Origin of the sequence: Novosphingobium arvoryzae, from assembly GCF_014652615.1 — a bacterium.
GTDB lineage: Bacteria > Pseudomonadota > Alphaproteobacteria > Sphingomonadales > Sphingomonadaceae > Novosphingobium > Novosphingobium arvoryzae.
Window position 1 is genome coordinate 33613 of record NZ_BMZD01000009.1, and the last position, 24298, is coordinate 57910.

At 65.2% G+C, this 24298-nt stretch carries 20 protein-coding genes; 13 read left to right on the forward strand and 7 right to left on the reverse strand.

Annotated features, from left to right (window positions below; translation table 11 throughout):
• From IE113_RS14365 to rplL, 3 genes are all read left to right on the forward strand, one after another.
• A complete protein-coding gene (locus IE113_RS14365; RefSeq protein ID WP_189542697.1) occupies positions 1-1287 on the forward strand; it encodes an acyl-CoA dehydrogenase family protein in 1287 nt (428 codons plus the stop codon).
• A 299-nt stretch (positions 1288-1586) separates the two neighbouring features.
• Entirely contained in the window at positions 1587-2099 is a 513-nt protein-coding gene (gene rplJ, locus IE113_RS14370; protein ID WP_189542699.1) for a 50S ribosomal protein L10, read from the forward strand.
• Positions 2100-2177: 78 nt separating this feature from the next.
• Positions 2178-2549, forward strand: coding sequence for a 50S ribosomal protein L7/L12 (rplL, locus tag IE113_RS14375; protein WP_189542701.1), 372 nt, complete (start codon positions 2178-2180; stop codon positions 2547-2549).
• 164 nt (positions 2550-2713) lie between these two features.
• Here rplL and IE113_RS14380 read toward each other — a convergent pair whose 3' ends face one another.
• Positions 2714-3157, reverse strand: a complete 444-nt coding sequence (locus IE113_RS14380; RefSeq protein ID WP_189542703.1) for a c-type cytochrome — start codon at positions 3155-3157, stop codon at positions 2714-2716.
• 171 nt (positions 3158-3328) lie between these two features.
• On the opposite strand from IE113_RS14380, the gene IE113_RS14385 reads away from it, so the two are divergent.
• The 4 genes from IE113_RS14385 to bla all read left to right on the forward strand — a co-directional run bounded on the left by IE113_RS14385 (position 3329) and on the right by bla (position 8086).
• Positions 3329-4708, forward strand: a complete 1380-nt coding sequence (locus IE113_RS14385) for an MATE family efflux transporter (RefSeq protein WP_189542706.1) — start codon at positions 3329-3331, stop codon at positions 4706-4708.
• 135 nt (positions 4709-4843) lie between these two features.
• Positions 4844-5131, forward strand: a complete 288-nt coding sequence (gene groES, locus IE113_RS14390) for a co-chaperone GroES (RefSeq protein ID WP_189542708.1) — start codon at positions 4844-4846, stop codon at positions 5129-5131.
• A gap of 49 nt (positions 5132-5180) precedes the next feature.
• Positions 5181-6824 carry a chaperonin GroEL gene (gene groL / locus IE113_RS14395; RefSeq protein ID WP_189542710.1) on the forward strand — a complete coding sequence of 548 codons (1644 nt, stop codon included), beginning with the start codon at positions 5181-5183 and terminating at the stop codon, positions 6822-6824.
• 212 nt (positions 6825-7036) lie between these two features.
• A complete protein-coding gene (bla, locus tag IE113_RS14400) occupies positions 7037-8086 on the forward strand; it encodes a class A beta-lactamase (RefSeq protein WP_229822533.1) in 1050 nt (349 codons plus the stop codon).
• Positions 8087-8162: 76 nt separating this feature from the next.
• Here bla and IE113_RS14405 read toward each other — a convergent pair whose 3' ends face one another.
• From IE113_RS14405 to IE113_RS14415, 3 genes are read right to left on the reverse strand one after another with little or no spacing between them, the layout of a single operon-like run.
• Positions 8163-8369 carry a helix-turn-helix domain-containing protein gene (locus IE113_RS14405; RefSeq protein ID WP_189542711.1) on the reverse strand — a complete coding sequence of 69 codons (207 nt, stop codon included), beginning with the start codon at positions 8367-8369 and terminating at the stop codon, positions 8163-8165.
• Positions 8369-8899 (reverse strand): DUF2975 domain-containing protein, encoded by a 531-nt coding sequence (locus IE113_RS14410; protein WP_189542713.1) that lies wholly within the window; start codon positions 8897-8899, stop codon positions 8369-8371. The genes IE113_RS14405 and IE113_RS14410 overlap by 1 nt, the downstream gene beginning before the upstream one ends.
• 28 nt (positions 8900-8927) lie before the next feature.
• Positions 8928-9068 (reverse strand): hypothetical protein, encoded by a 141-nt coding sequence (locus IE113_RS14415; protein ID WP_189542715.1) that lies wholly within the window; start codon positions 9066-9068, stop codon positions 8928-8930.
• A 388-nt stretch (positions 9069-9456) separates the two neighbouring features.
• Between IE113_RS14415 and rpoB the strand changes: the two genes are divergently transcribed.
• Together rpoB and rpoC are read left to right on the forward strand one after the other, a co-directional pair.
• Complete coding sequence (gene rpoB / locus IE113_RS14420) at positions 9457-13629, forward strand: DNA-directed RNA polymerase subunit beta (protein WP_189542717.1); 4173 nt, start codon at positions 9457-9459, stop codon at positions 13627-13629.
• Positions 13630-13702: 73 nt separating this feature from the next.
• A complete protein-coding gene (gene rpoC / locus IE113_RS14425; RefSeq protein ID WP_189542719.1) occupies positions 13703-17995 on the forward strand; it encodes a DNA-directed RNA polymerase subunit beta' in 4293 nt (1430 codons plus the stop codon).
• 114 nt (positions 17996-18109) lie between these two features.
• On the opposite strand, the gene IE113_RS14430 is transcribed toward rpoC, so the two are convergent.
• Complete coding sequence (locus IE113_RS14430; RefSeq protein ID WP_189542720.1) at positions 18110-19240, reverse strand: serine hydrolase; 1131 nt, start codon at positions 19238-19240, stop codon at positions 18110-18112.
• 121 nt (positions 19241-19361) lie between these two features.
• Positions 19362-20495, reverse strand: coding sequence for a serine hydrolase domain-containing protein (locus tag IE113_RS14435; RefSeq protein ID WP_189542722.1), 1134 nt, complete (start codon positions 20493-20495; stop codon positions 19362-19364).
• A 78-nt stretch (positions 20496-20573) separates the two neighbouring features.
• On the opposite strand from IE113_RS14435, the gene gltX reads away from it, so the two are divergent.
• On the forward strand, positions 20574-21908 hold the full coding sequence (gene gltX / locus IE113_RS14440; RefSeq protein WP_189542724.1) for a glutamate--tRNA ligase: 1335 nt from the start codon (positions 20574-20576) through the stop codon (positions 21906-21908).
• Here the strand turns inward: gltX and trxC are convergent.
• Positions 21901-22344, reverse strand: a complete 444-nt coding sequence (gene trxC, locus IE113_RS14445) for a thioredoxin TrxC (RefSeq protein WP_189542726.1) — start codon at positions 22342-22344, stop codon at positions 21901-21903. The two genes, gltX and trxC, sit on opposite strands and share 8 nt — an antisense overlap.
• Before the next feature lie 123 nt (positions 22345-22467).
• Here trxC and IE113_RS14450 point away from each other — a divergent pair, with 123 nt between their 5' ends.
• From IE113_RS14450 to IE113_RS14460, 3 genes are all read left to right on the forward strand, one after another.
• Positions 22468-22665 (forward strand): hypothetical protein, encoded by a 198-nt coding sequence (locus IE113_RS14450; RefSeq protein WP_189542727.1) that lies wholly within the window; start codon positions 22468-22470, stop codon positions 22663-22665.
• Between the two features lie 4 nt (positions 22666-22669).
• Positions 22670-23020, forward strand: a complete 351-nt coding sequence (locus IE113_RS14455; RefSeq protein ID WP_189542729.1) for a carboxymuconolactone decarboxylase family protein — start codon at positions 22670-22672, stop codon at positions 23018-23020.
• A gap of 246 nt (positions 23021-23266) precedes the next feature.
• Positions 23267-24295 (forward strand): aspartate-semialdehyde dehydrogenase, encoded by a 1029-nt coding sequence (locus tag IE113_RS14460; protein WP_189542732.1) that lies wholly within the window; start codon positions 23267-23269, stop codon positions 24293-24295.
• The last annotated feature ends 3 nt before the right edge of the window (positions 24296-24298 follow it).

Consider the following 24298-nt stretch of genomic DNA (forward strand, 5'->3'; position numbering starts at 1 on the left):
ATGGATTTTTCGCTGCCTGAAGACCTCGTGGCCTATCTGGCCGAACTCGACGCGTTCATCGCCGCAGAGATCAAGCCACTGGAAGAGCAGGACGACAACATCCGCTTCTTCGATCATCGCCGCGAATGGGCGCGGACCGATTTCGAGAATGGCGGCCTGCCCCGGCACGAGTGGGAAAAGCTGCTGGTCGAAGCCAGCAAGCGTGCCGATGCGGCGGGCCACTGGCGCTTTTCCGCACCCAAGAAGTATGGCGGCAAGGATGGCTCCAACCTGTGGATGGCGGTGATCCGCGATCGCTTTGCCGCCAAGGGGCTGGGGCTGCACAACGATTTGCAGAACGAACACTCGATCGTCGGCAACTTTCCCTTCGTGGCGATGTTCGAACACTTCGGGACGGACGAACAGCAGAAGGAATTCATCCTGGGCGGGTTCGCACGCGAACGCCGCACCGCCTTTGGCTTGACCGAGCCGAACCACGGCTCGGACGCCACCCACATGGAAACCCGCGCCGTGCGTGAAACCCGCGATGGGGTGCCGGGGTGGCGGATTGACGGCGAGAAGATGTGGACCACCGGCATGCACGTGGCCACGCACTGCGCCACGTTCGCGCGGACCAGCGGCAAGGATGGCGATGCCAAGGGGATCACCTGCTTCCTGGTGCCCAACCCGACCGAGGGGCTGGTGATCGAGGAGTATCTCTGGACCTTCAACATGCCGACCGACCACCCGCGCGTCAGCTTCACCAATGTCTGGGTGCCCGACAGCGCGATCCTGGGGCCGGTCGACGGCGGGCTGGCCATCGCGCAGAGCTTCGTCCACCAGAACCGCATCCGCCAGGCGGCCAGTTCACTGGGCGCGGCGACGTTCTGCGTCGAGGAATCGGTCCGCTATGCGCGTGAACGCAAGCCGTTCGGCGCGGAGCTGGCGCGCAACCAGGGCATCCAGTTCCCGCTGGTGGAACTGGCTACCCAGTGCGAGATGCTGCGGACCCTGATCTACAAGACGGCCTGGGAAATGGACCAGATGGAGCACAAGGAGATCGAGCATAAGCTCTCCGACAAGATCTCGATGTGCAACTACTACGCCAACCGGCTGGTCTGCGAGGCGGCGGACCGGGCGATGCAGGTGCATGGCGGGATCGGTTATTCGCGGCACAAGCCGTTCGAACACATCTATCGCCACCACCGCCGCTACCGGATCACCGAAGGGGCGGAGGAAATCCAGATGCGCAAGGTGGGGGCATACCTGTTCGGCTACCTCGGCCCGCGCAAGGCGCTGTTCCAGTAGGCACGGGCCTGATCGCTTGACTTCGGGGCGCGCGCTGGTAGATGCGCGTCCCGACCGGCAAGGATTCGTCCGCGCCGTTCATCCGTCCGAGACAGTTGGTGTGCGGAATGTGCCGCACTTAATTTCCAGCCTAGACGGGGAAAAGAGATTTCGCGCTTCGGCCCTGTGCCGCCGCGCAACCGGCGTGCTTCACGCCCCTCCTTCCCCATCAACGGACTCGCCCGCAGGCGCTTTGGCGCGTGCGGACAACGCAGCCCGGCCTTGTGCTTCATGCACACGGCCATCGTGAAGGAGTAAGCATGGATCGTTCGCAGAAAGCCGATGCGGTCGCAGCTCTGAACGCAACCTTCAACGAGGTCGGCGTGGTGGTGATCACCCGCAACCTCGGCATGACCGTGGCCCAGACCACGGCCCTGCGCGTGAAGATGCGTGAAGCCGGTGCGTCGTTCAAGGTTTCCAAGAACAGTCTTGCAAAGCTGGCCATCGCGGACACGGACTATGCCGGCATCGGTGACATGCTCACCGGTCCGGTGGCGCTGGCGACTTCGGTCGACCCCGTCACCGCGGCAAAGATCGCTGTCGAATTCGCCAAGACCAACGACAAGTTGGAAATCGTTGGCGGTGCGATGGGTTCGCAGGTGCTCGATGCCGACGGGATCAAGGCGCTCGCCTCGATGCCTTCGCTCGACGAACTGCGCGCCAAGCTCATCGGCCTTGTCCAGGCACCGGCGACCAAGATCGCTCAGGTTGTCACGGCACCGGCTGGCAAGCTGGCCCGCGTCTTTGGCGCCTACGCCAAGGAAGCCGCATAAGACTGATCAAGCGTTTTGCCGGACAAGACCCTTCGATCCGAAGCGTCCGGCATCCATCAATTTGTGGAGTGAAACATCATGGCTGATATCGCCAAGCTCGTTGAAGAACTTTCGAAGCTGACCGTCCTCGAAGCCGCTGACCTCGCCAAGGCTCTGGAAGAAGCCTGGGGCGTGTCGGCTGCTGCCGCTGTTGCCGTGGCTGCTGCCCCGGCCGCCGCTGCTGAAGCTGCTGAAGAAAAGACCGAATTCGACGCCATCCTGACCTCGGACGGCGGCAACAAGATCGCCGTCATCAAGGAAGTCCGCGCGATCACCTCGCTCGGCCTGACCGAAGCCAAGGCGCTGGTCGAAGCCGCTCCGAAGGCGATCAAGGAAGGCGTGTCGAAGGCTGAAGCCGAAGACATCAAGGCCAAGGTCGAAGCCGCTGGCGGCAAGGTCGAAATCAAGTAAGCTTCTTCACCGAAGCCTACGGTATTTCAGGAAAGGGCGGTCCTTCGGGGCCGCTCTTTTCGTTTGGGCGGGCGGTGCGGGGCGGGCCGGATCGCCGGAAACAGACAGGGCCGGAAAGGTTGCCCCTTCCAGCCCTGCCGCGCGACCCGAAGACGGGAGAAGGGTTACTTCAGCGTCTTCATGTATTCGATCAGTTCCTTGCGCTTGGCCGGATCGGACAGGCCCGCGTAAGTCATCTTGGTGCCGGGCACCATCTTCATCGGTCCGGCCAGCCACTGGTCCAGCGTGGCGTCGTCCCAGGTCAGGCCCGATGCCTTGAGCTTGTCGGAAAAGGCATAGCCGGCCAGCTCGCCCGCCTTGGTGCCATAGACGCCGGCCAGGCTGGGGCCGATGCCGTGCTTGCCGGGTTCGACCGCGTGGCATGCGGCGCACTGCGCGAAAGAGGCGGGCTTGCCGCCCGCGTCGGCAACAGCCGGAGCTGCGGCGGAACCCGCATCGGCGGCGGCCGGTGCGCTGTCGGCAGCGGGTTGTTCTTCTGCCGGGGAGCCGCAGGCGGCCAGCCCGAGTGCCAGGACGGGAACCAGAATCATCTTCGCGGAAACGCGCATCCAAACTCTCCTTGAACCTTTGACCGCGATCGTTAGCGCCGCGCCGCGCGGCGGGAAAGTGCGTTTGTTACGTCTGCCGTTGCATGAAGCGCACGGTATTGCCCCCAAATGCCCGGATGGCGGCGATAAGCCTTCCCCTGGCCGCTGCACCGGCCTATCCGCAGCGGCCTGATGGCCGAACCTGCCGCACCTTCTCTCTGGCGCACCGAACTGGGCGCGACGCTGCGCCTCGCGGCGCCGCTGGCGGCAGCCAACCTGCTGCAGATGCTGGTCTATGCCATCGACGTGATCTTCGTGGCGCGGCTGGGGGAGACGGCGCTCGCGGCATCCTCGCTGGCAACCACGCTGTTCGGGCTGATGATGTGGTGCCTGATCGGGCTGACCGGGGCCTGCGCGCCGCTGATCGCCGCCGAACTGGGCCGCCGGGCCCATGCGGTGCGCGAAGTGCGCCGCTCGGTCCGCATGGCATTGTGGCTGGCGGCGGGCACCGGCCTGCTGGCGATGCTGGTGTCGGCCAATGGCGAGGCGCTGCTGCTGCTGAGCGGGCAGGACGCCGAAGTCGCGCGGCAGGCGGGCAGTTTTCTGGCGATCCTGCTGTGGGCAACGATCCCCAACATCATGGCCGGCGTGCTGCGCAACTTCGTGTCCGCGCTGGGCCGCCCGGTCTTCGCCACCGCGATCACGGGGCTGGCGATCTTGGTCAACGCGCTGGGCAATTACGTGCTGGTGTTCGGCAACTGGGGGGCTCCGGCGCTGGGGCTCGATGGCTCGGCCATTTCCAGCGTGATCACGGCCTTCGTGATGCTGGGAGCCTATGCCCTGGCGATCAGGACGGACCGGCGGCTGCGGCGCTACCGCGTGTTCGGCCGCTGGTGGCGCCCCGAATGGCAGCGCCTGCGCGACCTGCTGCGGATCGGCCTGCCGATTTCGCTGATCATCATGGCCGAGGGCGGGCTGTTTTCCAGCGCGGCGTTCCTGATGGGGCTGCTGGGGCAGGCGGAACTGGCCGGGCATACCGTGGCGCTGCAAGTCGCCGCGCTGGCGTTCCAGATCCCGTTCGGCGTGGGGCAGGCCGCAACGATCCGGGTGGGCTATCACTATGGTGCGGGCAATGTCGCGGCGATCGCGGCGGCGGGCAAGGCGGCGCTGGTGGTCGCGGTCAGCTACATGATCATTCCCGCCGCGCTGATGATCCTGGCCCCGCGCTTCGTCCTGTCGCTCTATGTCGATCCGGCTGATCCGGCCAATGCGGCGATGGTCGGCCATGCGGTCGGCTTCCTGGCGATTGCCGCGGCGTTCCAGCTGTTCGACGGGCTGCAGGCGGTGCTGGCGGGCACGCTGCGGGGCCTGCAGGATACGCGGATGCCGCTGATCCTGGCGCTGATCGGCTACTGGCTGATCGGGTTCACGACCTCGGTCGCGCTGGGGTTCTTCTCGCCGCTGGCGGGCAACGGGATCTGGCTGGGGCTGGCGGCGGGACTGGTCGTCGTCTCGCTGCTGCTGGGGCGGCGATGGCAGCGCCGTGCCGTGCTGGGACTGGTCCCGGCCTGAACCAGCGGCGCGGAATTTTTTTCCGTCGAGTCCGCTTGACGCCCCATTGGGCTGCACCCATATGCGCGCTGCTGGCACTCTCCGGGTGAGAGTGCCAACCCAAATCCTGTTTAGGTAATAGAGAGGGAACCACCCATGTCATTCCGTCCGTTGCACGACCGCGTGCTCGTGCGCCGCGTTGAGGCTGAAGAAAAGACCGCTGGCGGGATCATCATCCCCGACAGCGCCAAGGAAAAGCCCGCCGAGGGTGAAGTGATCGCCGTGGGTTCGGGCGCTCGCGCCGAAAACGGCACCATCACGCCGCTGGACGTCAAGGTTGGCGACCGCGTGCTGTTCGGCAAGTGGTCGGGCACCGAAGTGAAGATCGGCGGCGAAGACCTGCTGATCATGAAGGAAAGCGACATCCTCGGCATCATTGGCTGAGCGAGCGCTGACTTCAACAATCCCATTCTAGACATTCAAGGAATTTGAAATGGCTGCCAAGGACGTGAAATTCGGGCGCGACGCGCGCGAACGCATTCTCGCTGGTGTCGACATCCTCGCCAACGCGGTGAAGGTGACCCTGGGCCCCAAGGGCCGCAACGTGGTGATCGAAAAGAGCTTCGGCGCTCCCCGCATCACCAAGGACGGCGTTTCGGTCGCCAAGGAAATCGAACTCAAGGACAAGTTCGAGAACATGGGCGCCCAGATGCTGCGCGAAGTGGCCTCGAAGGCCAACGACGCGGCCGGTGACGGCACCACCACTGCCACCGTGCTGGCCCAGGCCATCGTGCGTGAAGGCATGACCTCGGTCGCTGCCGGCATGAACCCGATGGACCTGAAGCGCGGCATCGATCTGGCCGTGACCAAGGTTGTCGAAGACCTCAAGGGTCGTTCGACCCCGGTGGCCGGCTCGGCCGAAATTGCCCAGGTCGGCATCATTTCCGCCAACGGCGACCGTGAAGTCGGCGAAAAGATCGCCGAAGCCATGGAAAAGGTCGGCAAGGAAGGCGTGATCACCGTGGAAGAGGCCAAGGGCCTCGAATTCGAACTCGATGTCGTCGAAGGCATGCAGTTCGACCGCGGCTACCTGTCGCCCTACTTCGTCACCAACCCGGAAAAGATGACGGTCGAACTGGAAAACCCGTACATCCTGATCCACGAAAAGAAGCTGTCGAACCTGCAGTCGATGCTGCCGGTGCTCGAAGCCGTGGTGCAGTCGGGCCGTCCGCTGCTGATCATCGCGGAAGACATCGAAGGCGAAGCGCTGGCCACCCTGGTGGTCAACAAGCTGCGTGGCGGCCTGAAGGTTGCCGCGGTCAAGGCTCCGGGCTTCGGCGATCGCCGCAAGGCCATGCTGCAGGACATCGCGATCCTCACCGCGGGTGAAATGATCAGCGAAGACCTGGGCATCAAGCTGGAAACCGTCACGCTCGGCATGCTGGGTCAGGCCAAGAAGGTCTCGATCGACAAGGACAACACCACCATCGTCGATGGTGCTGGCGCCGCGGACGACATCAAGGCCCGCGTCGAGCAGATCCGTGCCCAGATCGAAACCACCACCAGCGACTACGACCGCGAAAAGCTGCAGGAACGCCTGGCCAAGCTGGCTGGCGGCGTGGCCGTGATCAAGGTTGGCGGTGCGACCGAAGTCGAAGTGAAGGAGCGCAAGGACCGCGTTGACGACGCCCTGCACGCCACCCGCGCCGCGGTGGAAGAAGGCATCGTCCCCGGTGGCGGCACCGCGCTGCTCTATGCGACCAAGGCCCTCGAAGGCATGAAGGGCGCGAACGACGACCAGACCAAGGGCATCGACATCGTGCGCCGCGCGATCATGGCCCCGGTGCGCCAGATCGCCACGAACGCCGGCCATGACGGCGCGGTCGTTTCGGGCAACCTGCTGCGCGAAGGTGACGAATCGATGGGCTTCAACGCCGCGACCGACACCTATGAAAACCTGAAGGCCGCCGGCGTGATCGACCCGACCAAGGTCGTGCGCACCGCGCTGCAGGACGCCGCCTCGGTTGCTGGTCTGCTGATCACCACCGAAGCCGCGATTGCAGAGCGTCCGGAAGACAAGCCCGCGATGCCCCCGATGGGTGGCGGCATGGGCGGCATGGGTGATATGGGCTTCTAAGCCATATTGCCGTCTATTCAGACACTTGCACGAAAATTGGGCCGGGGGAGCAATCCTCCGGCCCTTTTTCTTGGCCTTTTTCCGCCACGATAAAGGTTAACCAAGGTTATTCCGTTGCCCGCACCGGCGGGGCGGTTCGTCGCGCGGCGGATTGAGCGGGGACTCGGCGGCGTTAGACAAATCGCAAACATATCAGGGTTAATGCATAGCTTGTGAAAACGGGTCTGATCTCCAAGCTGATAACCGGGCTGGCATTTGCCGGTGCGCTGGCCGTGCCCGCGGCCGCGCGGGCGAACGGCGATGCGCTTGAGCTGGATTTCGACCGGGTGCTGGGCAGCCAGCCGCGCGCGCCGCGCGACGTTCCCGCCCCCACGCAGCCCTTCGTCCCCGCCATGCCCGCGCCAAACGTCTATCCGGGCGGACTGGAAGCGCAGTTGGCCGGCCTTGCCAGCGCGGAGCGCGGGCGGATCGGCGTGGCCGCGCTTGACCTCGCGACCGGGCGGACCGTCTCGGTGCTGGGGGATCAACCGTTTCCCATGGCCAGCACCAGCAAGATCGCGGTGGTCGCCACGTTCCTTGACGGCGTCGATCAGGGCCGCTGGAAGCTGACCGACCGCTTCCCGCTGATGATCCCGCAAGGATCGCGCAAGTTTTCCTCCACCGTCGCGCCGGTCCGGCCCGGTGCGATGATTTCGGCCCACGGGCTGATCGAACTGGCGATCACTCGCAGCGACAACCCCGCCACCGATGCCCTACTGGCCGTGGTCGGAGGTCCGCAGGCGGTCAATCGCTGGCTGCGCAAGGCCGGGATTTCGGGCATGCGGATGGACCGCGACATCGCCACGCTGGTGCGCGATGATGGCGAACACAATCCCGCCACGACGATCGACCAGCGCGACAGCGCCACCCCGCTGGCCATGGTGGAACTGCTGGGCGGGCTATATCAGGGCCAGTGGCTCAGCCCGCAGAGCCGCAATGTGCTGCTGGGTGCGATGGGCCGCACCGTCACCGGCAAGCGGCGCCTGCGCGCGCAGCTGCCCGCCGGAGCAGACATCGCGCACAAGACCGGCACGCTGTTCAACACGTCCAGCGATGTCGGGATCATCCAGACCCCGGATGGCCGCGCGATTGCCATTGCGGTCTATGCCACCGGGCAGGGCGGCAAGCCCCAGCGCGACGCCCGCATCGCCACTATCGCCCGCGTCGTCTATGACGGCTACCAGACCGAAGCCTCCAGCGTCCGTCGCACCGCTTCGCGCTGATTTTCCCGATTTCCAAACGCAAAGGGCGGCGCCTTCGCTGTGAAGGCACCGCCCTGTTGACGTGGCTGGTTCGCGCTTATTCGGCGTCGTAACCCAGCAGATCGCCCGGCTGGCAATCCAGTTCGCGGCAGATCGCCTCAAGGGTCGAAAAGCGCACGGCCTTGGCCTTGCCGGTCTTGAGGATTGAAAGGTTGGCGAGGGTGATGTCCACCTTTTCCGCCAGTTCGGTCAGCGTCATGCGGCGCTGGTAGAGCAGCTCGTCGAGCTTGACGGAAATCGGCATCACACGGTCCCTTCCAGGTCAGAGCGCATCCGCGCGCCTTCGCGGAACACGCGGGCCAGGATGAACAGCACCAGGGCCAAAAGCACTCCGCCCAGCGAGAGGCCGAAATCGGACGTTGCATCCTTGACCGTTGCGGCGAGCCACTGGCCGATGCCGCCAACCGGGATGGACAGCGCCCCGATGGCCACCGTCAGCCAGCCCATGTGGGCGAGGCGGTCGGCGTTTTCGGGGGCAAAGGGATCGCCCATGCCAACGCTGTCGATCACGCGGCGCAGATCGCGCAGCCAGTGATAGGCGATGCTGGCCATGATCGCGACCAGGATCAGGATCGCCTGGATGGCGGCGGTGGTCTGCCAGTCGAGCGTCTTGCCGGTTTCGGCGGCGAGTTCCTTGAGAATCGCTTCCTGCCCGACAATCATGACGGGCAGCAGCACAACCATCAGTGTGCCGACAATGATGGCAAGGACCATGGCGATCACGATCAGGATGCGCGCGGCGGTCAGCAGGGGGTCGCGGGGAGAGGCGGTCATGGCTTCAGGCTCCTTCCGAGGGGGCGGTTCAGGCGAGCGGGGCGACCAGCACCGCCGCGGGGGCCGGGCGGGACAGGTTCAGGGCGGCGGGCGTCAGGGTCGGCACCCACAGCGCAAGAACTGCGGCGGCGGCCAGAACCAGGGCGATGGGGCTGCGGGAATGGGTCATTAATCGTTCTCCGATGTCTTCAATATCGATATTCAATAATCCGAGTCGGGCTTATCGTCAATCAATAATATTGAAAAACGATATCGTGCTGATCGTTTTGCAGAAAGTGCACGCTAGCCTGCCGGGTGGGGCGCGGTTTGACAGGGCCGGGGCGCTCGCCTATAGGCGCCCTTCGCTCGGCGCTTCGAGCAAGTGCGGTCCATGCGCAGGGGCCGTGCCGGGAAGGAAGCGATCCGGGTATCCAACTGACGCGAAGGCTGCTGGCAGCGGCTACCCTGTGGGGTGCCATTTGCCGTGCGGCCTTTTCGCGTTTGCTGGTGCCATCCCTGCGTGTGGCAACGATATTTTCCGCCGGTTTTCCGGCACATAGCGAAGAGGCAATACCCTCATGGCGAGCAATGCTCTCACTCCGGTCAAGGCGGGTGGCCGCGCTTCCACGAAGAAGCGCATCCGCAAGATCTTTGGCGACATCCACGAAGTGGTGAAGATGCCGAACCTCATCGAGGTTCAGCGCGAATCGTATGAGCAGTTCCTGCGCTCCGATCCGTCGACCGGCTATGTCTCCGGCCTGGAAAAGACCCTGCGCTCGGTCTTCCCGGTGCGCGACTTCGCCGGCACCAGCGAACTGGACTTCGTTCACTACGAGCTGGAAGACCCCAAGTACGACGTGACGGAATGCCGCCAGCGCGGGATCACCTATGCCGCGCCGATGAAGGTCACGCTGCGCCTGATCGTGTTCGAAGTGGACGCCGAAACCGAAACCCGCTCCGTGCTCGATATCAAGGAGCAGGACGTCTACATGGGCGACATGCCCCTGATGACGGAGAACGGCACGTTCTTCATCAACGGGACCGAGCGCGTCATCGTTTCGCAGATGCACCGTTCGCCGGGCGTCCTGTTCGACCATGACCGGGGCAAGACCCACTCGTCGGGCAAGTACCTGTTCGCCGCGCGCGTGATTCCCTATCGCGGCTCGTGGCTGGACTTCGAATTCGATGCCAAGGACATCGTCAACGTCCGTATCGACCGCAAGCGCAAGCTGCCGGTCACCGCGCTGCTGCACGCGCTGGGCCTCGATGACGAACAGATCCTGGGCCACTTCTACCAGACCGTCACCTGGAAGCGCGGTTCGGGCGGCTGGTGCCTGCCCTATGTCGCCGAACAGTGGCGCGGCCAGAAGCCGACGTTCGACATCGTCGATGCCAAGTCGGGCGAAGTGATCTTCGCCGCCGGCACCAAGATCAGCCCGCGCGCCGCGAACAAGGCGGAAAAGGATGGCCTGGCCGAACTGCTGATCCCGACCGAGGAAATCTTCGGTCGCTATTCCGCGCGCGACCTGATCAATGAATCGACCGGCCGCATCTACATCGAGGCTGGCGACGAAGTGACGCCGGAAAACCTCGACGCGCTGGACAAGGCCGGGATCGACCAGATCGAACTGCTCGACATCGATCACGTCAACACCGGTCCGTGGATCCGCAACACCCTGAAGGCCGACAAGGCTCCGGACCGCGACCACGCGCTGGCCGACATCTACCGCGTCATGCGCCCTGGCGAACCGCCGACGCGCGAAACCGCCGAAGCGCTGTTCGACGGCCTGTTCTTCGATCCGGATCGCTATGACCTGTCGGCGGTGGGCCGCGTGAAGCTGAACATGCGCCTGGCGCTGGAATGCGAAGACACCGTCACCACCCTGCGCACCGAGGACATCCTCGCGGTCGTCAAGGAACTGGTGAACCTGAAGGACGGCAAGGGCGAAGTCGACGACATCGACAACCTCGGCAACCGCCGCGTCCGTTCGGTCGGCGAACTGCTGGAAAACCAGTACCGCGTCGGCCTGCTGCGCATGGAACGCGCGGTCAAGGAACGCATGAGCAGCGTCGACGTGTCGACCGTCATGCCGAACGACCTGATCAACGCCAAGCCGGCGGTGGCCGCGGTGCGTGAATTCTTCGGCTCGTCGCAGCTGTCGCAGTTCATGGACCAGACCAACCCGCTGTCGGAAGTGACCCACAAGCGCCGCGTTTCGGCACTTGGGCCGGGCGGTCTGACCCGTGAGCGCGCGGGCTTCGAAGTCCGCGACGTTCACCCGACCCACTATGGCCGCATCTGCCCGATTGAAACGCCGGAAGGCCCGAACATCGGTCTGATCAACTCGCTGTCGACTTTCGCCCGCGTCAACAAGTACGGCTTCATTGAAACCCCGTACCGCAAGGTGATCGACGGCAAGGTGACCGGCGAGGTCGTCTATCTGTCGGCGATGGAAGAATCGAAGCACACCGTGGCGCAGGCTTCGGCCGAACTGAACGCCGACGGCAGCTTCGTGGAAGAACTCGTCTCGGCCCGTGAAGCCGGCGAATTCGTGATGGCCCCGCGCGCCACCGTCACGCTGATGGACGTTTCGCCCAAGCAGTTGGTCTCGGTCGCCGCTTCGCTCATTCCGTTCCTGGAAAACGACGACGCCAACCGCGCGCTGATGGGCTCGAACATGCAGCGTCAGGCCGTGCCGCTGGTGCGCGCCGAAGCGCCGTTCGTCGGCACCGGCATGGAAGAAACCGTGGCGCGCGATTCGGGCGCCGCGATTTCGGCCCTGCGCAGCGGGATCGTCGACCAGGTCGACGCGACCCGTATCGTGATCCGCGCCAGCGGGGACATCGAAGCCGGGCAGTCGGGCGTGGACATCTACACCCTGCAGAAGTTCCAGCGTTCCAACCAGTCGACCTGCATCAACCAGCGTCCGCTGGTGAAGGTGGGCGACCTGGTCGAAGCCGGTGACATCCTGGCCGACGGTCCCTCGACCGAGCTGGGCGAACTGGCGCTGGGCCGCAACGTGCTCGTCGCGTTCATGCCCTGGAACGGCTACAACTACGAAGACTCGATCCTGATCAGCGAACGTATCGTCAAGGACGACGTGTTCACCTCGATCCACATCGAGGAATTCGAAGTCATGGCCCGCGACACCAAGCTGGGGCCGGAAGACATCACCCGCGACATCCCCAACGTCGGCGAGGAAGCCCTGCGCAACCTCGACGAGGCGGGCATCGTCTACATCGGCGCGGAAGTGCATCCGGGCGACATCCTGGTCGGCAAGATCACCCCGAAGGGTGAATCGCCGATGACCCCGGAAGAAAAGCTGCTGCGCGCGATCTTCGGTGAAAAGGCCAGCGACGTGCGCGACACTTCGCTGCGCCTGCCGCCGGGCGTGTCGGGCACGATCGTCGACGTGCGCGTGTTCAACCGTCACGGTATCGAAATCGATGACCGTACCCGCGCGATCCAGAACGAGGAAATCGAACGCCTCGCCAAGGACCGTGAGGACGAACGCGGCATTCTGAACCGTGCGACCTACAACCGCCTGCGCGACATGCTGGTGGGCCAGGTCGCAGCGGCCGCCCCGAAGGGCTTCAAGAAGGGCGATACGATCTCGGAAGAGAACCTCGCCGAAGTCGAGAAGCACGAATGGTGGAAGTTCGCCGTGGCCGACGACAAGGTCCAGGGTCAGCTGGAAGCGGTGAAGGCGCAGTACGACGCTACCGTCAAGGCGATCCAGGAGAAGTTCGAAGACCGCAAGGAAAAGCTGGAGCGCGGCGACGAGCTGGCGCCGGGCGTGCTGAAGATGGTCAAGGTCTTCGTCGCGGTGAAGCGCAAGCTGCAGCCGGGCGACAAGATGGCCGGCCGTCACGGCAACAAGGGCATCATCAGCCGCATCCTGCCGCAGGAAGACATGCCTTTCCTGGAAGACGGCACCCCGGTCGATTTCGTGCTGAACCCGCTGGGCGTGCCTTCGCGCATGAACGTCGGGCAGATCTTCGAAACCCATCTGGGCTGGGCCGCACGCGGCCTGGGCAAGAAGGTCGGCGCGGCGCTGGATGCGTGGCGTGAAGCCAATCCGAACCCCGAAGCGGGCGCTCCGCCCGAAGCGGTGCGTGAAGTGCTGGCCGATATCTATGGCGAAAACTACGCCGCCGATATCGCCGCGCGCACGCCGGAACAGGTGGTCGAGCTGGCCGAACACGTCCGCGCGGGCGTGCCGATGGGCTCGCCGGTGTTCGACGGCGCCGTGGAAGCCGACGTGTCGGCGATGCTGCGCAAGGCCGGGCTGGACGAAAGCGGGCAGGTCACCCTGTTCGACGGTCGTACTGGTGAAGCTTTCGACCGCAAGGTCACCGTGGGCTACAAGTACGTGCTGAAGCTGCACCACCTGGTCGACGACAAGATCCACGCGCGTTCGATCGGGCCGTACAGCCTCGTCACCCAGCAGCCGCTGGGCGGCAAGGCCCAGTTCGGTGGCCAGCGCTTCGGGGAAATGGAAGTCTGGGCGCTCCAGGCTTACGGCGCCGCCTATACGCTGCAGGAAATGCTGACGGTGAAGTCGGACGACGTGGTCGGCCGCACCAAGGTCTACGAAGCGATCGTCAAGGGCGACGACACCTTCGAAGCCGGCATTCCGGAAAGCTTCAACGTGCTCGTGAAGGAAATGCGCAGCCTCGGCCTCAACGTCGAGCTGTCCAGCCTGACCGACGAGGACGATGGCGACGATTACGCGGAGGCCGCGGAGTAAGCTGGCCGGGCGGCCCCACCGGGTCGCCCGCCGCTACCCCGCCCAGGATATTCACCCTTCAAGGGACTGAACCATGAACGATCTTACCAAGTTCACCAACCAGATGGCGAAGCCGGAAACCTTCGACCAGATCCAGATCGGCCTCGCCTCGCCGGAACGCATCCGCTCGTGGTCGTTCGGCGAAATCAAGAAGCCGGAAACGATCAACTACCGCACGTTCAAGCCGGAACGCGACGGCCTGTTCTGCGCCCGCATCTTCGGTCCGGTGAAGGACTACGAGTGCCTGTGCGGCAAGTACAAGCGCATGAAGTACAAGGGCGTCGTCTGCGAAAAGTGCGGCGTCGAAGTGACCGTGACCAAGGTCCGTCGCGAGCGCATGGGCCACATCGAACTGGCCGCGCCGGTCGCGCACATCTGGTTCCTGAAGTCGCTCCCCAGCCGCATCGGCCTGCTGCTCGACATGCAGCTGAAGCAGCTGGAACGCATCCTCTACTTCGAAAGCTACGTGGTGATCGAGCCGGGCCTCACCCCGCTTGAAAAGTACCAGCTGCTGACCGAAGACGAGCTGTACGAATACCAGGACGAGTATGGCGAAGACGCCTTCTCGGCCGGGATCGGCGCCGAGGCCGTCAAGCACATGCTGATGAACCTCGACCTGGTGCAGGAAAAGGAAGACCTGCTCAAGGAACTGGCCGAAACCAAGTCGGAACTGAAGCCGAAGAAGATCATCAAGCGCCTCAAGGTGGTGGAATCGTTCATCGATTCCGGCAACCGCCCGGAATGGATGATCCTGGATGTCGTGCCGGTCATCCCGCCCGAACTGCGCCCGCTGGTGCCGCTGGACGGTGGCCGCTTCGCGACTTCGGACCTCAACGACCTGTATCGCCGCGTCATCAACCGTAACAACCGCCTGAAGCGCCTGATCGAGCTGCGCGCGCCGGACATCATCGTCCGCAACGAAAAGCGCATGCTGCAGGAAGCCGTTGACGCGCTGTTCGACAACGGCCGCCGCGGCCGCGTGATCACCGGCGCCAACAAGCGTCCGCTGAAGTCGCTGTCTGACATGCTCAAGGGCAAGCAGGGCCGCTTCCGCCAGAACCTGCTCGGCAAGCGCGTCGACTATTCGGGCCGTTCGGTCATTGTGACCGGTCCGGAACTGAAGCTGCACCAGTGCGGCCTGCCCAAGAAGATGGCGCTCGAACTGTTCAAGCCGTTCATCTACGCGCGCCTCGACGCCAAGGGTCTGTCGATGACCCTGAAGCAGGCCAAGAAGTGGGTCGAAAAGGAACGCAAGGAAGTCTGGGACATCCTGGACGAAGTGATCCGCGAACACCCGGTCATGCTGAACCGCGCGCCGACGCTGCACCGTCTGGGCATCCAGGCGTTCGAACCCGTGCTGATCGAAGGCAAGGCGATCCAGCTGCACCCGCTCGTCTGCTCGGCCTTCAACGCCGACTTCGACGGTGACCAGATGGCCGTCCACGTGCCGCTCTCGCTGGAAGCCCAGCTGGAAGCGCGCGTGCTGATGATGTCGACCAACAACATCCTCAGCCCCGCAAACGGCAAGCCGATCATCGTGCCGTCACAGGACATGGTGCTGGGTCTGTACTACCTGTCGATGGACCGCGAAGGCGAGCCGGGCGCTGGCATGATGTTCTCGGACATGGCCGAAGTGCACCAGGCGCTGGAAGTGGGCGCGGTGACGCTGCACTCCAAGATCATCGCCCGCGTTCCGCAGACCGACGAGCAGGGCAACACCTATCAGAAGCGGTTCGAAACCACGCCGGGCCGCATGCTGATCGGCGAATGCCTGCCCAAGAGCCACACGGTGCCGTTCGATGTCGTCAACCGCCTGCTGACCAAGAAGGAAATCGGCGACGTCATCGACCAGGTCTATCGCCACACCGGCCAGAAGGACACGGTGCTGTTCGCCGACGCCATCATGGCGCTGGGCTTCCGCCACGCGTTCAAGGCGGGGATCTCGTTCGGCAAGGACGACATGATCATCCCCGACAGCAAGGATGCGCTGGTCGAGGAAACCAAGGCGCTGGTGGCTGACTACGAACAGCAGTACCAGGACGGTCTGATCACCCAGCAGGAAAAGTACAACAAGGTGATCGACGCCTGGAGCCGTTGCGGCGACCAGGTCGCGAACGCCATGATGGAAGAGATCAAGGCCAGCCCGGTCGACGCGGAAACGGGTCGTCAGAAGCCGATCAACTCGATCTACATGATGTCGCACTCCGGTGCGCGTGGTTCGCCGACCCAGATGAAGCAGCTGGCCGGGATGCGCGGGCTGATGGCCAAGCCTTCGGGCGAAATCATCGAGACCCCGATCATCTCGAACTTCAAGGAAGGTCTGACCGTTCTTGAATACTTCAACTCGACCCACGGCGCCCGCAAGGGCCTCGCGGACACCGCGCTGAAGACCGCCAACTCGGGCTACCTGACCCGCCGTCTGGTCGACGTGTCGCAGGACTGCGTGGTCGTGATCGACGATTGCGGCACCGAACGGGCGCTGGAAATGCGCGCGATCGTGCAGGGCGGTTCGACCATCGCCTCGCTGGGTGAGCGCATCCTGGGCCGTACCCTGGCCGAAGACATTGCCGACAAGGACGGCAACGTCATTGCCGCCAAGGGCACGCTGCTTGACGAAGCCGCCGTGGCCGCGATCGAGGCCACCGGCATCCAGGCCGCGCGCATCCGCTCGCCGCTGATCTGCGAAGCCCAGCAGGGCGTGTGCGGCACGTGCTATGGCCGCGACCTTGCGCGCGGTACGCCGGTCAACATCGGCGAAGCGGTCGGCGTCATCGCCGCCCAGTCGATCGGTGAACCGGGCACCCAGCTGACCATGCGTACCTTCCACATCGGTGGTGCGGCGCAGGTCAACGAACAGTCGCACCTCGAAGCGATGTGCGATGGCACGGTCCAGTACCGTGACATCCCGACCATCGTCGACAAGCGTGGCCGCCGCCTCTCCCTCGCCCGCAACGGCGAAGTGGTGGTGATGGATACCGAAGGGCGTGAACGCGCGATCCACCGCGTGCCCTATGGTACTCACCTGCTGCACGAAGACGGTGCGATCATCGCCGAAGGCGATCGCCTGGCCGAGTGGGACCCGTTCACTCTGCCGGTGATCACCGAAAAGCCGGGCGTGGTGAAGTATCAGGACCTGATCGACGGCAAGACCCTGACCGAAGTGACCGACGAAGCGACCGGCATGAGCAGCCGCGTCGTGACGGAAAACCGGTCGACCGGCCGCGCCAAGAAGGAAGACCTGCGTCCGCGCCTGACCCTGCTCGACGATGCATCGGGCGAGGCCGCGCGCTACATGCTGGCGCCGGGCACCACCCTGTCGGTCGAGGACGGCCAGGCGGTCGAAGCGGGCGACATCCTTGCCCGTGCCAGCCGCGAAGCCGCCAAGACCCGCGACATCACCGGCGGTCTGCCGCGCGTTGCCGAACTGTTCGAAGCCCGCAAGCCGAAGGACAATTCGATCATCGCCAAGGTTTCCGGCCGGATCGAGTTCGTTCGCGACTACAAGGCCAAGCGCAAGATCGCGATCATTCCGGAAGAGGGTGAACCGATCGAGTACCTGATCCCCAAGAGCCGCGTCATCGACGTGCAGGAAGGGGACTGGGTCAAGAAGGGCGACAACCTGATTTCCGGTTCGCCCGATCCGCATGACATCCTTGAAGTCATGGGCGTCGAAGCGCTGGCGGAATACCTCGTGGCGGAGATCCAGGAAGTGTATCGCTTGCAGGGCGTGAAGATCAACGACAAGCACATCGAGGTGATCGTTCGCCAGATGCTGCAGAAGGTCGAGATCACCAACGGTGGCGACACCACCCTGCTGCCGGGCGAACAGGTCGACCTGGAGGAAATGAACGAAGTCAACGCCAAGCTGGCCCCCGGCCAGGCTCCGGCGGAAGGCAAGCCGGTGCTGCTGGGCATCACCAAGGCTTCGCTGCAGACCCGTTCGTTCATCTCGGCCGCTTCGTTCCAGGAAACCACCCGCGTGCTGACGCAGGCGGCGGTCGAAGGAAAGAAGGACTCGCTGATCGGTCTGAAGGAAAACGTCATCGTCGGCCGTCTCATCCCCGCCGGTACCGGTGCGGGCATGAACCGCCTGCGCGTGGCCGCTTCCAGCCGCGATGCCGCGCTGCGCGCGTCGTATCGCAAGCTGCAGGAAAGCCTGATCGCGCCCGACAGCGCGGCGGAAGAACACGCCGCCGAATTGGCGCAGGGTCCGGAAGCGGCGATCGGTGACGATCCGCTGGCGCTGGTCGAAGGTGAAACCCACGGCCTCGACGCCGACGCGGGCGACTACCTGAACCCCGAAGCCGCGGACGGCGACGAAGCCTAAGCTTCACCGCCGCCGACAGGCGCACAAACAAAGGCCCCGCCGGAGTGATCCGGCGGGGCTTTTTGCTGGTCAATGCCGCCGACGGCGAGTGGCCGGGCCGATGCGCCGGGGGCGTTACTTAGCCGATTGGTCGTGGAATTCAGCCACCGCGCGCGAGACGGACTGCATCATTTCCATGCGCGGCTTGTAGTCCTGGGTGGTGCGGGCGATCATCACGGCCACGCCATAGAACGCGCCGTCGGGCGATTGCAGGATGCCAACGTCGTTGTATCCGGTCGTGACCTTGCCCAGCTCCTGCCCGGTGCCGGTCTTGTGATAGACCTTCCAGCCGGCGGGGACGCCCGCCTTCAGCCGCATCGGGCCGCTTCGGGTGCGCGACAGGATGTCGACCATCACCGTGGTCGTTTCCGGTGCCAGCAACTGTCCGCTGGCCAGCCGCGCCATGGCCCGCGCAATCGCGGCCGGGCTGGCGCCGTCCAGCGGATCGGCAACGTAACGGTCCAGCGCGGCCTGCCGCACATCCTTGGGCAGGCGCGCGCGGGCCTGTTCGAAATTGCGGCCCAGCGCCATGTCCTGCGACCAGGTCAGGCCCGCGACCTGGCTTTGCAGCAGGCGCTCACCGGGGCCAAAGCGGATTTCGCTGATGCCCTTGTCGCGCAGCACCTTGCGCACGACGTTGGGGCCACCCACCGTCCACAGCAGCCGGTCGTTGGCAGTATTGTCGGACTGCGACAGGGCCGCCGACATCAGCGAGTGCACCGAACGGACCGCTCGGCCCTTTTCCAGCACCTCACCGCGCAGTGGCTGGTTGAATAGCGTCAGGTCGGCAGGCTGGATCAGGACATCGCGCTGCAAGTCGAGCTTTCCGCGCTCCACCGCGTCGAGCACGGCCAGCGACACCCACAGCTTGGATACGCTTTGCTGCGGGAACAATTCGTGCGCGCGCGCGCCGACTTCCCACTTGCACCCGGCCTTGACCACCGCGATGCCCACCTTGCCGTCAAAGCTGCGGGCGATTTCCTCGATCCGGCGCTGGAGCGGGGCGGGGGCGGCGCGGCAATCGGCCTGGAATTCCGGCACGGCGGCGCGGGCGGGCAGCACGGCCGATGCGGCCAGGGTCTGCCCCAGCTTGCTGTCCGACTGGCTGAACAGGCTGCCCATGCCCAGCGCGCCAAGGCCCAGTGCTGCCAGCACGCCCAGCCGGCGCAGGCCGCGACGCGGCTGGTGGCCAAGCGTGGCGCTCAAAGGAACGGGGCGGTCGCGGTGCAAGCGTACAGTCATGGTGCACCGGCAACCTAAGCCGGATGAATCCGCGCCGCAACCATCGCCATGCAGCGACCTGTAGATTCTTACAGGTCGCTCCCGGTCAGGCGTAGGCCATCCGCTCCAGCGCGCCGAAGCAATCGAGCGCGCCCGGATCGCCGAACGGGGAAAGCTGGCTGACGAACACGCCGCCCACGCCCTTGACCGGATCGATCCAGTAATAGGAATTGAAGATCCCCGCCCAGGCCATGCTCCCGGCGCTGCGCCCGTTCGGACCGGGTTCGGGATTGATCAGGAAGCCCAGTCCCCAGCCGGTGTGCTGATCGGGGAAGGTATCATACGGCTGGGCGAGTTCCGGCATCGCGGTGCCCATGTAACCCGCGCGCAGCGGGGCAACGTGGTTCTGGCCCATTTCGGCCACGGTTTCGGCCTTCAGCACGCGCGCGCCGTCCAGCTCGCCGCCGTTCAGCAGCATTCGCACGAACCGGGCATAGTCCGGCGCGGTGGAGGTGCCGCCACCGCCGCCGCCGTCGAATTCACCCCCACCGATATAGAGCGGGATCGGATTGAGCGCGCCGTCGGGCGTGCGGATATGCACCTTGGCCGCGTGATCCGGCAGGGCGGGGCGGAACGCGGTGTCCTTCATCCCCAGCGGTTCGAACAGGTTGGCGGTGAGGTAATCGTTCAGCCGTTCACCCGTCACCGCTTCGATCGCCAGACCCGCCCAGTCGGTCGAAACGCCGTATTCCCAGCGCTCGCCCGGATCGAACATCAGCGGCATGCGGATCGTGTCGAGCGTGCCCGCCTTGGGCATTCCGCGCGCGGCGTAGACCTGCAGCACTTCGGGGTGGATGAACGAATAGCCGAAGCCCGCCGTGTGGGTCAGCAGGTGGCGCAGCGTGACGGGCCGCCTGGCCGGGCGGGTCTGCGGCTGGCCATCCGCGCCGAACCCTTCCAGCACTTGCGGGTTGGCGAGTTCGGGCAGCACTTTGCCGATGTCTTCGTCAAGGCTCAGCCGTCCCTGCTCGACCAGTTGCATCGCCCCCACCGAAACCAGCGCCTTGGTCATCGAGGCGATCTGCGCCAGCGTGTCCACCGCCATCGGCGCACCGCTGGCCACATCCGCCACCCCCAGCGCGCGCGAATAGCGCACGCCGTCGCGGTCCACGATCATGCCCACGGCTCCCGGAATATTCGCGGCGGCAAAGGCGGCTTCAAACTGGCTGTCATCGATCATGGGGCGCAGGCTAGCGAGCGATGCGCCGAAGGGGAAGCGGGATTGATGCACGCGCCTGCCGCGCGTAGGGGAAGCGCCATGACAGTCACCACCCGTTTCGCGCCGTCGCCCACCGGACACCTGCACGTCGGCAACATCCGCACCGCGCTGCACAACTGGCTGCTGGCCAAGCAGGCGGGTGGGCGGTTCATGCTGCGGATCGACGACACCGATGCGGAACGCAGCCGCGAGGAGTACGTGGACGGCATTCGCGCCGATCTGGCCTGGCTGGGGCTGGTGCCCGATGGCGAGGAGCGCCAGTCCGCCCGGTTCGCGCTGTATGAAGCGCAGTTCGAACGGCTGCGCGCGGCGGGGCGGGTCTATCGCTGCTATGAAACCGCGCAGGAACTGGATCTGAAGCGCAAGGTGCTGCTGGGCCGGGGCCTGCCGCCGATCTATGACCGCGCGGCGCTGAAGCTGACCGAGGATGACCACGCGGCGAAAGCCGCGGCGGGCGAGGCGCCGCACTGGCGGTTCCTGCTGGACCATGATGAGCCGATTGCATGGGACGATGGCATTCGCGGGGCGCAGGCGTTCGAGGCCCGGATGATGTCTGATCCGGTCGTGCGCCGCGCGGACGGATCGTGGCTCTATATGCTGCCCTCCGCGATCGATGACATCGACATGGGGATTACCGACGTGCTGCGCGGCGAGGACCATGTGTCCAATACCGCCGCGCAAGTGCAGATGTTCACCGCGCTGGGGGCCACCCCGCCGCGGTTCGCGCACGAGGCGCTGCTGACCGGGAGCGAGGGCAAACTGTCCAAGCGGCTTGGCTCGCTGGGCGTGGCGCAGCTGCGCGAAAACGGGATCGAGCCGGAAGCGGTGATCGCGTTGCTGGCACGGCTTGGGACGTCCGATCCGGTCGATCCGGCGCTGGATGCCAAAGCACTCGCCGCCAGCTTTACCTTGCGCCACTTCGGCCGCGCGCCCGCGCGGTTTGACGAGGCAGAACTGCACCGTGTCAACGCCGCCGTGGTTCACCGCCTGCCGTTCGCGCGGGTGGCGCATCTGCTGCCGGATGGGATGGGCGAGGCGGCATGGGAAGCGATCCGCCCGAACCTGGAGCATATCGGCGAAGCGGCGGAATGGTGGCAGGTCGTGACCGGGCCGGTTGCGGTGCCGACGCTGGAGGACGAGGATCGCGCGTTTCTTGCCACTGCGGCGGAGACGCTGGCCGGGCTGGAGTGGTCCGGCGAAGTCTGGCGCGCGCTGACCGGAGCCTTGAAGGAGGCCACGGGCCGCAAGGGCAAGGCACTGTTCCTGCCGCTGCGGCTGGCGCTGACGGGCAGGGAGCATGGCCCGGACATGGCCGCGCTGCTGCCGCTGATCGGGCGCGATGCCGCGCTGGAGCGGCTGCGCGCGGCTAGCTGACGCTGCGCACCCAGTTGACGATCGCCGGGGCCGATACCGCCCCGGCCTGCCGCGCGACTTCGCGCCCGCCGGAAAACAGGATCAGCGTGGGGATCGAGCGGATCTGATAGCGCTGGGCGATTTCCGGCACGGCCTCTGTATCCAGTTTCAGCAGGCGGGCATGGGGTTCCAGCGCCTGCGCGGCCTGCGCAAAGGCCGGGGCCATCGCGCGGCAGGGGCCGCACCATTCGGCCCAGAAATCGACCAGAACCGGCAGCGTGCCTTTGCCGATCTGGCGGTCGAACATTGCGGCGTTCACGGCCAGCGGCTGGCCAGTGAACAGCGCGGCCTTGCACTTGCCGCAGGTCGGCGCGGCGGTCAGCCGGGTCACCGGCACGCGGTTCGGCGCGCCGCAGGCGGGGCAGACGACCAGAGCGGGATCAGCAGGCGCGGACATCGCAGAACCTTTGCAAACAAGCGTTTCGCCCTGAAACTTGGGGCCTGACTTGACCCGGATCAAGGACGCACTGCCCATTTAATTAGAAAACCCTGATATTGCAAAGCCAAGAGGGGCGAAACGATGAACAGGTTGATGTGGGTGCTGCACGCGATGGTCTCGACCACGCTGATGGGCATTGGCGTGACGGCCGTGCTGGCGGCGAATCTGCCGGGTTGGCAGCCGATCGCGATTGCCGCGGCCATCGGGTTCGTGGTCGCCCTGCCGGTGTCCTGGCTGGTCGCGCGCAAGATCGAAACGTTGACCGCACCGAAAGGCTGATCCGATGCACAAGAACTGGCCCGCGATGGCGGAGGAACTGACCGCCGCGATCAAGGAAGTGCGCCTCGGTGCGCCCGAAGTGACCAAGGCGTTTTCGGCCATGGCCCAGGCGGCCACCGCTGGCGGGGCGCTGGATACCAAGACCAAGGAACTGATCGCATTGGCGATTTCGGTGGCGATCCGGTGCGATGGCTGCGTTGCGTTTCATTCCAAGGCGGCGGTGAGGCACGGCGCCACGCGGGACGAAGTGATGGAGACGATGGGCATGGCGCTCTACATGGGGGCGGGGCCCAGCCTGATGTATGCGGCGCAGGCGGTTGAAGCTTACGACCAGTTTGCCGCAGCCGCATCGTAAAGAAATTTCGCCGTTTGCTGCTTCAAGGCGGTTTACATTGCGCGAAGGGGCGGCTAGTGGCCCGCCCCATGTTCGCAACCGCAACCAAGATTATTACCACCAAACCGGCCGCCTTGTGCGGGACGGTTGTTGTGGTGCGCTTGGCCTGAGGCACCCGGACAACCAGCCCCGCGCGAGTTCGCGGGGCTTCTTCCAGACGGGATAGAAACACCTCGCGCGGCTCCGCAACAACATGGAGTAGCAATGATGGTGCAACGTTTCGCCCCCGGGCAGCAGCTTAATGTCGGGATCGTCGGCGCGACCGGTCTGGTCGGCTCGATGATTCGTGAAATCCTGGCCGAGCGGAATTTCCCGATTGCCAAGCTGCGGCTGTTCGCCTCGGCCCGTTCGGCGGGCAAGGAACTGGACGGCGTGGTGGTGGAAGATGCCGCGACTGCCGACTTTTCCGGCCTCGACATCGTGTTGTTCTCGGCTGGCGGGTCGACCTCGCGCGAGCTGGCGCCCAAGGCTGCTGCTGCCGGCGCCATCGTGATTGACAACAGCTCGGCCTGGCGCAGCGATCCGGACGTGCCGCTGGTGGTCGCCGAAGTGAACCCCGAAGCGCTGGACAACCTGCCCAAGGGCATCGTTGCCAACCCCAACTGCACCACGATGGCCGCGATGCCGGTGCTGAAGCCGCTCCACGCCGAAGCGGGGCTGAAGAAGCTGGTCGTCTCCACCTATCAGGCGGTGTCGGGCGCGGGCGTGGCCGGGATCGACATCCTTGCCCGCCAGTCCGCGCATGTGGGCGACCGCGCGGCCGAGCTGGCGCAGGGCGGGCATGAGGGCGTGGTTCCGGCGGCCGAAAAGTGGGCCGTGCCGATGGCCTATAACGTCGTGCCGCTGAACTACGTGCTGGAAGAAGACGGCTACACCGAGGAAGAGCTGAAGCTGCGCGACGAAAGCCGCAAGATCCTGAACATTCCGGGCCTGCCGGTGTCGGGCACGTGCGTGCGCGTGCCGGTGTTCAGCGGCCATTCGCTGTCGATCAACGCCGAATTCGAACGCCCGCTCAGCCCCGAACGCGCGCTGGAACTGCTGACCACCGCCCCTGGCGTCGTGATCAGCGAAGTGCCGAACCCGCTGGAAGCGACCGGGCAGGACCCGGTGTTCGTCGGCCGCGTGCGCCGCGATCCGACCGCGGAAAGCGGCCTTGCGCTGTTCGTGGTGGGCGACAACCTGCGCAAGGGCGCGGCGCTCAACGCGGTGCAGATCGCGGAAGTGCTGCTGGGTTGATCC

Coding starts and splice junctions, on each gene's coding strand:
- IE113_RS14365 (WP_189542697.1), top strand. CDS start 1: ATGGATTTTTCGCTGCCTGAAGACCTCGTGGCCTATCTGGCCGAACTC.
- rplJ (WP_189542699.1), top strand. CDS start 1,587: ATGGATCGTTCGCAGAAAGCCGATGCGGTCGCAGCTCTGAACGCAACC.
- rplL (WP_189542701.1), top strand. CDS start 2,178: ATGGCTGATATCGCCAAGCTCGTTGAAGAACTTTCGAAGCTGACCGTC.
- IE113_RS14380 (WP_189542703.1), bottom strand. CDS start 3,157: ATGCGCGTTTCCGCGAAGATGATTCTGGTTCCCGTCCTGGCACTCGGG.
- IE113_RS14385 (WP_189542706.1), top strand. CDS start 3,329: ATGGCCGAACCTGCCGCACCTTCTCTCTGGCGCACCGAACTGGGCGCG.
- groES (WP_189542708.1), top strand. CDS start 4,844: ATGTCATTCCGTCCGTTGCACGACCGCGTGCTCGTGCGCCGCGTTGAG.
- groL (WP_189542710.1), top strand. CDS start 5,181: ATGGCTGCCAAGGACGTGAAATTCGGGCGCGACGCGCGCGAACGCATT.
- IE113_RS14405 (WP_189542711.1), bottom strand. CDS start 8,369: ATGCCGATTTCCGTCAAGCTCGACGAGCTGCTCTACCAGCGCCGCATG.
- IE113_RS14410 (WP_189542713.1), bottom strand. CDS start 8,899: ATGACCGCCTCTCCCCGCGACCCCCTGCTGACCGCCGCGCGCATCCTG.
- IE113_RS14415 (WP_189542715.1), bottom strand. CDS start 9,068: ATGACCCATTCCCGCAGCCCCATCGCCCTGGTTCTGGCCGCCGCCGCA.
- rpoB (WP_189542717.1), top strand. CDS start 9,457: ATGGCGAGCAATGCTCTCACTCCGGTCAAGGCGGGTGGCCGCGCTTCC.
- rpoC (WP_189542719.1), top strand. CDS start 13,703: ATGAACGATCTTACCAAGTTCACCAACCAGATGGCGAAGCCGGAAACC.
- IE113_RS14435 (WP_189542722.1), bottom strand. CDS start 20,495: ATGATCGATGACAGCCAGTTTGAAGCCGCCTTTGCCGCCGCGAATATT.
- gltX (WP_189542724.1), top strand. CDS start 20,574: ATGACAGTCACCACCCGTTTCGCGCCGTCGCCCACCGGACACCTGCAC.
- trxC (WP_189542726.1), bottom strand. CDS start 22,344: ATGTCCGCGCCTGCTGATCCCGCTCTGGTCGTCTGCCCCGCCTGCGGC.
- IE113_RS14450 (WP_189542727.1), top strand. CDS start 22,468: ATGAACAGGTTGATGTGGGTGCTGCACGCGATGGTCTCGACCACGCTG.
- IE113_RS14455 (WP_189542729.1), top strand. CDS start 22,670: ATGCACAAGAACTGGCCCGCGATGGCGGAGGAACTGACCGCCGCGATC.
- IE113_RS14460 (WP_189542732.1), top strand. CDS start 23,267: ATGGTGCAACGTTTCGCCCCCGGGCAGCAGCTTAATGTCGGGATCGTC.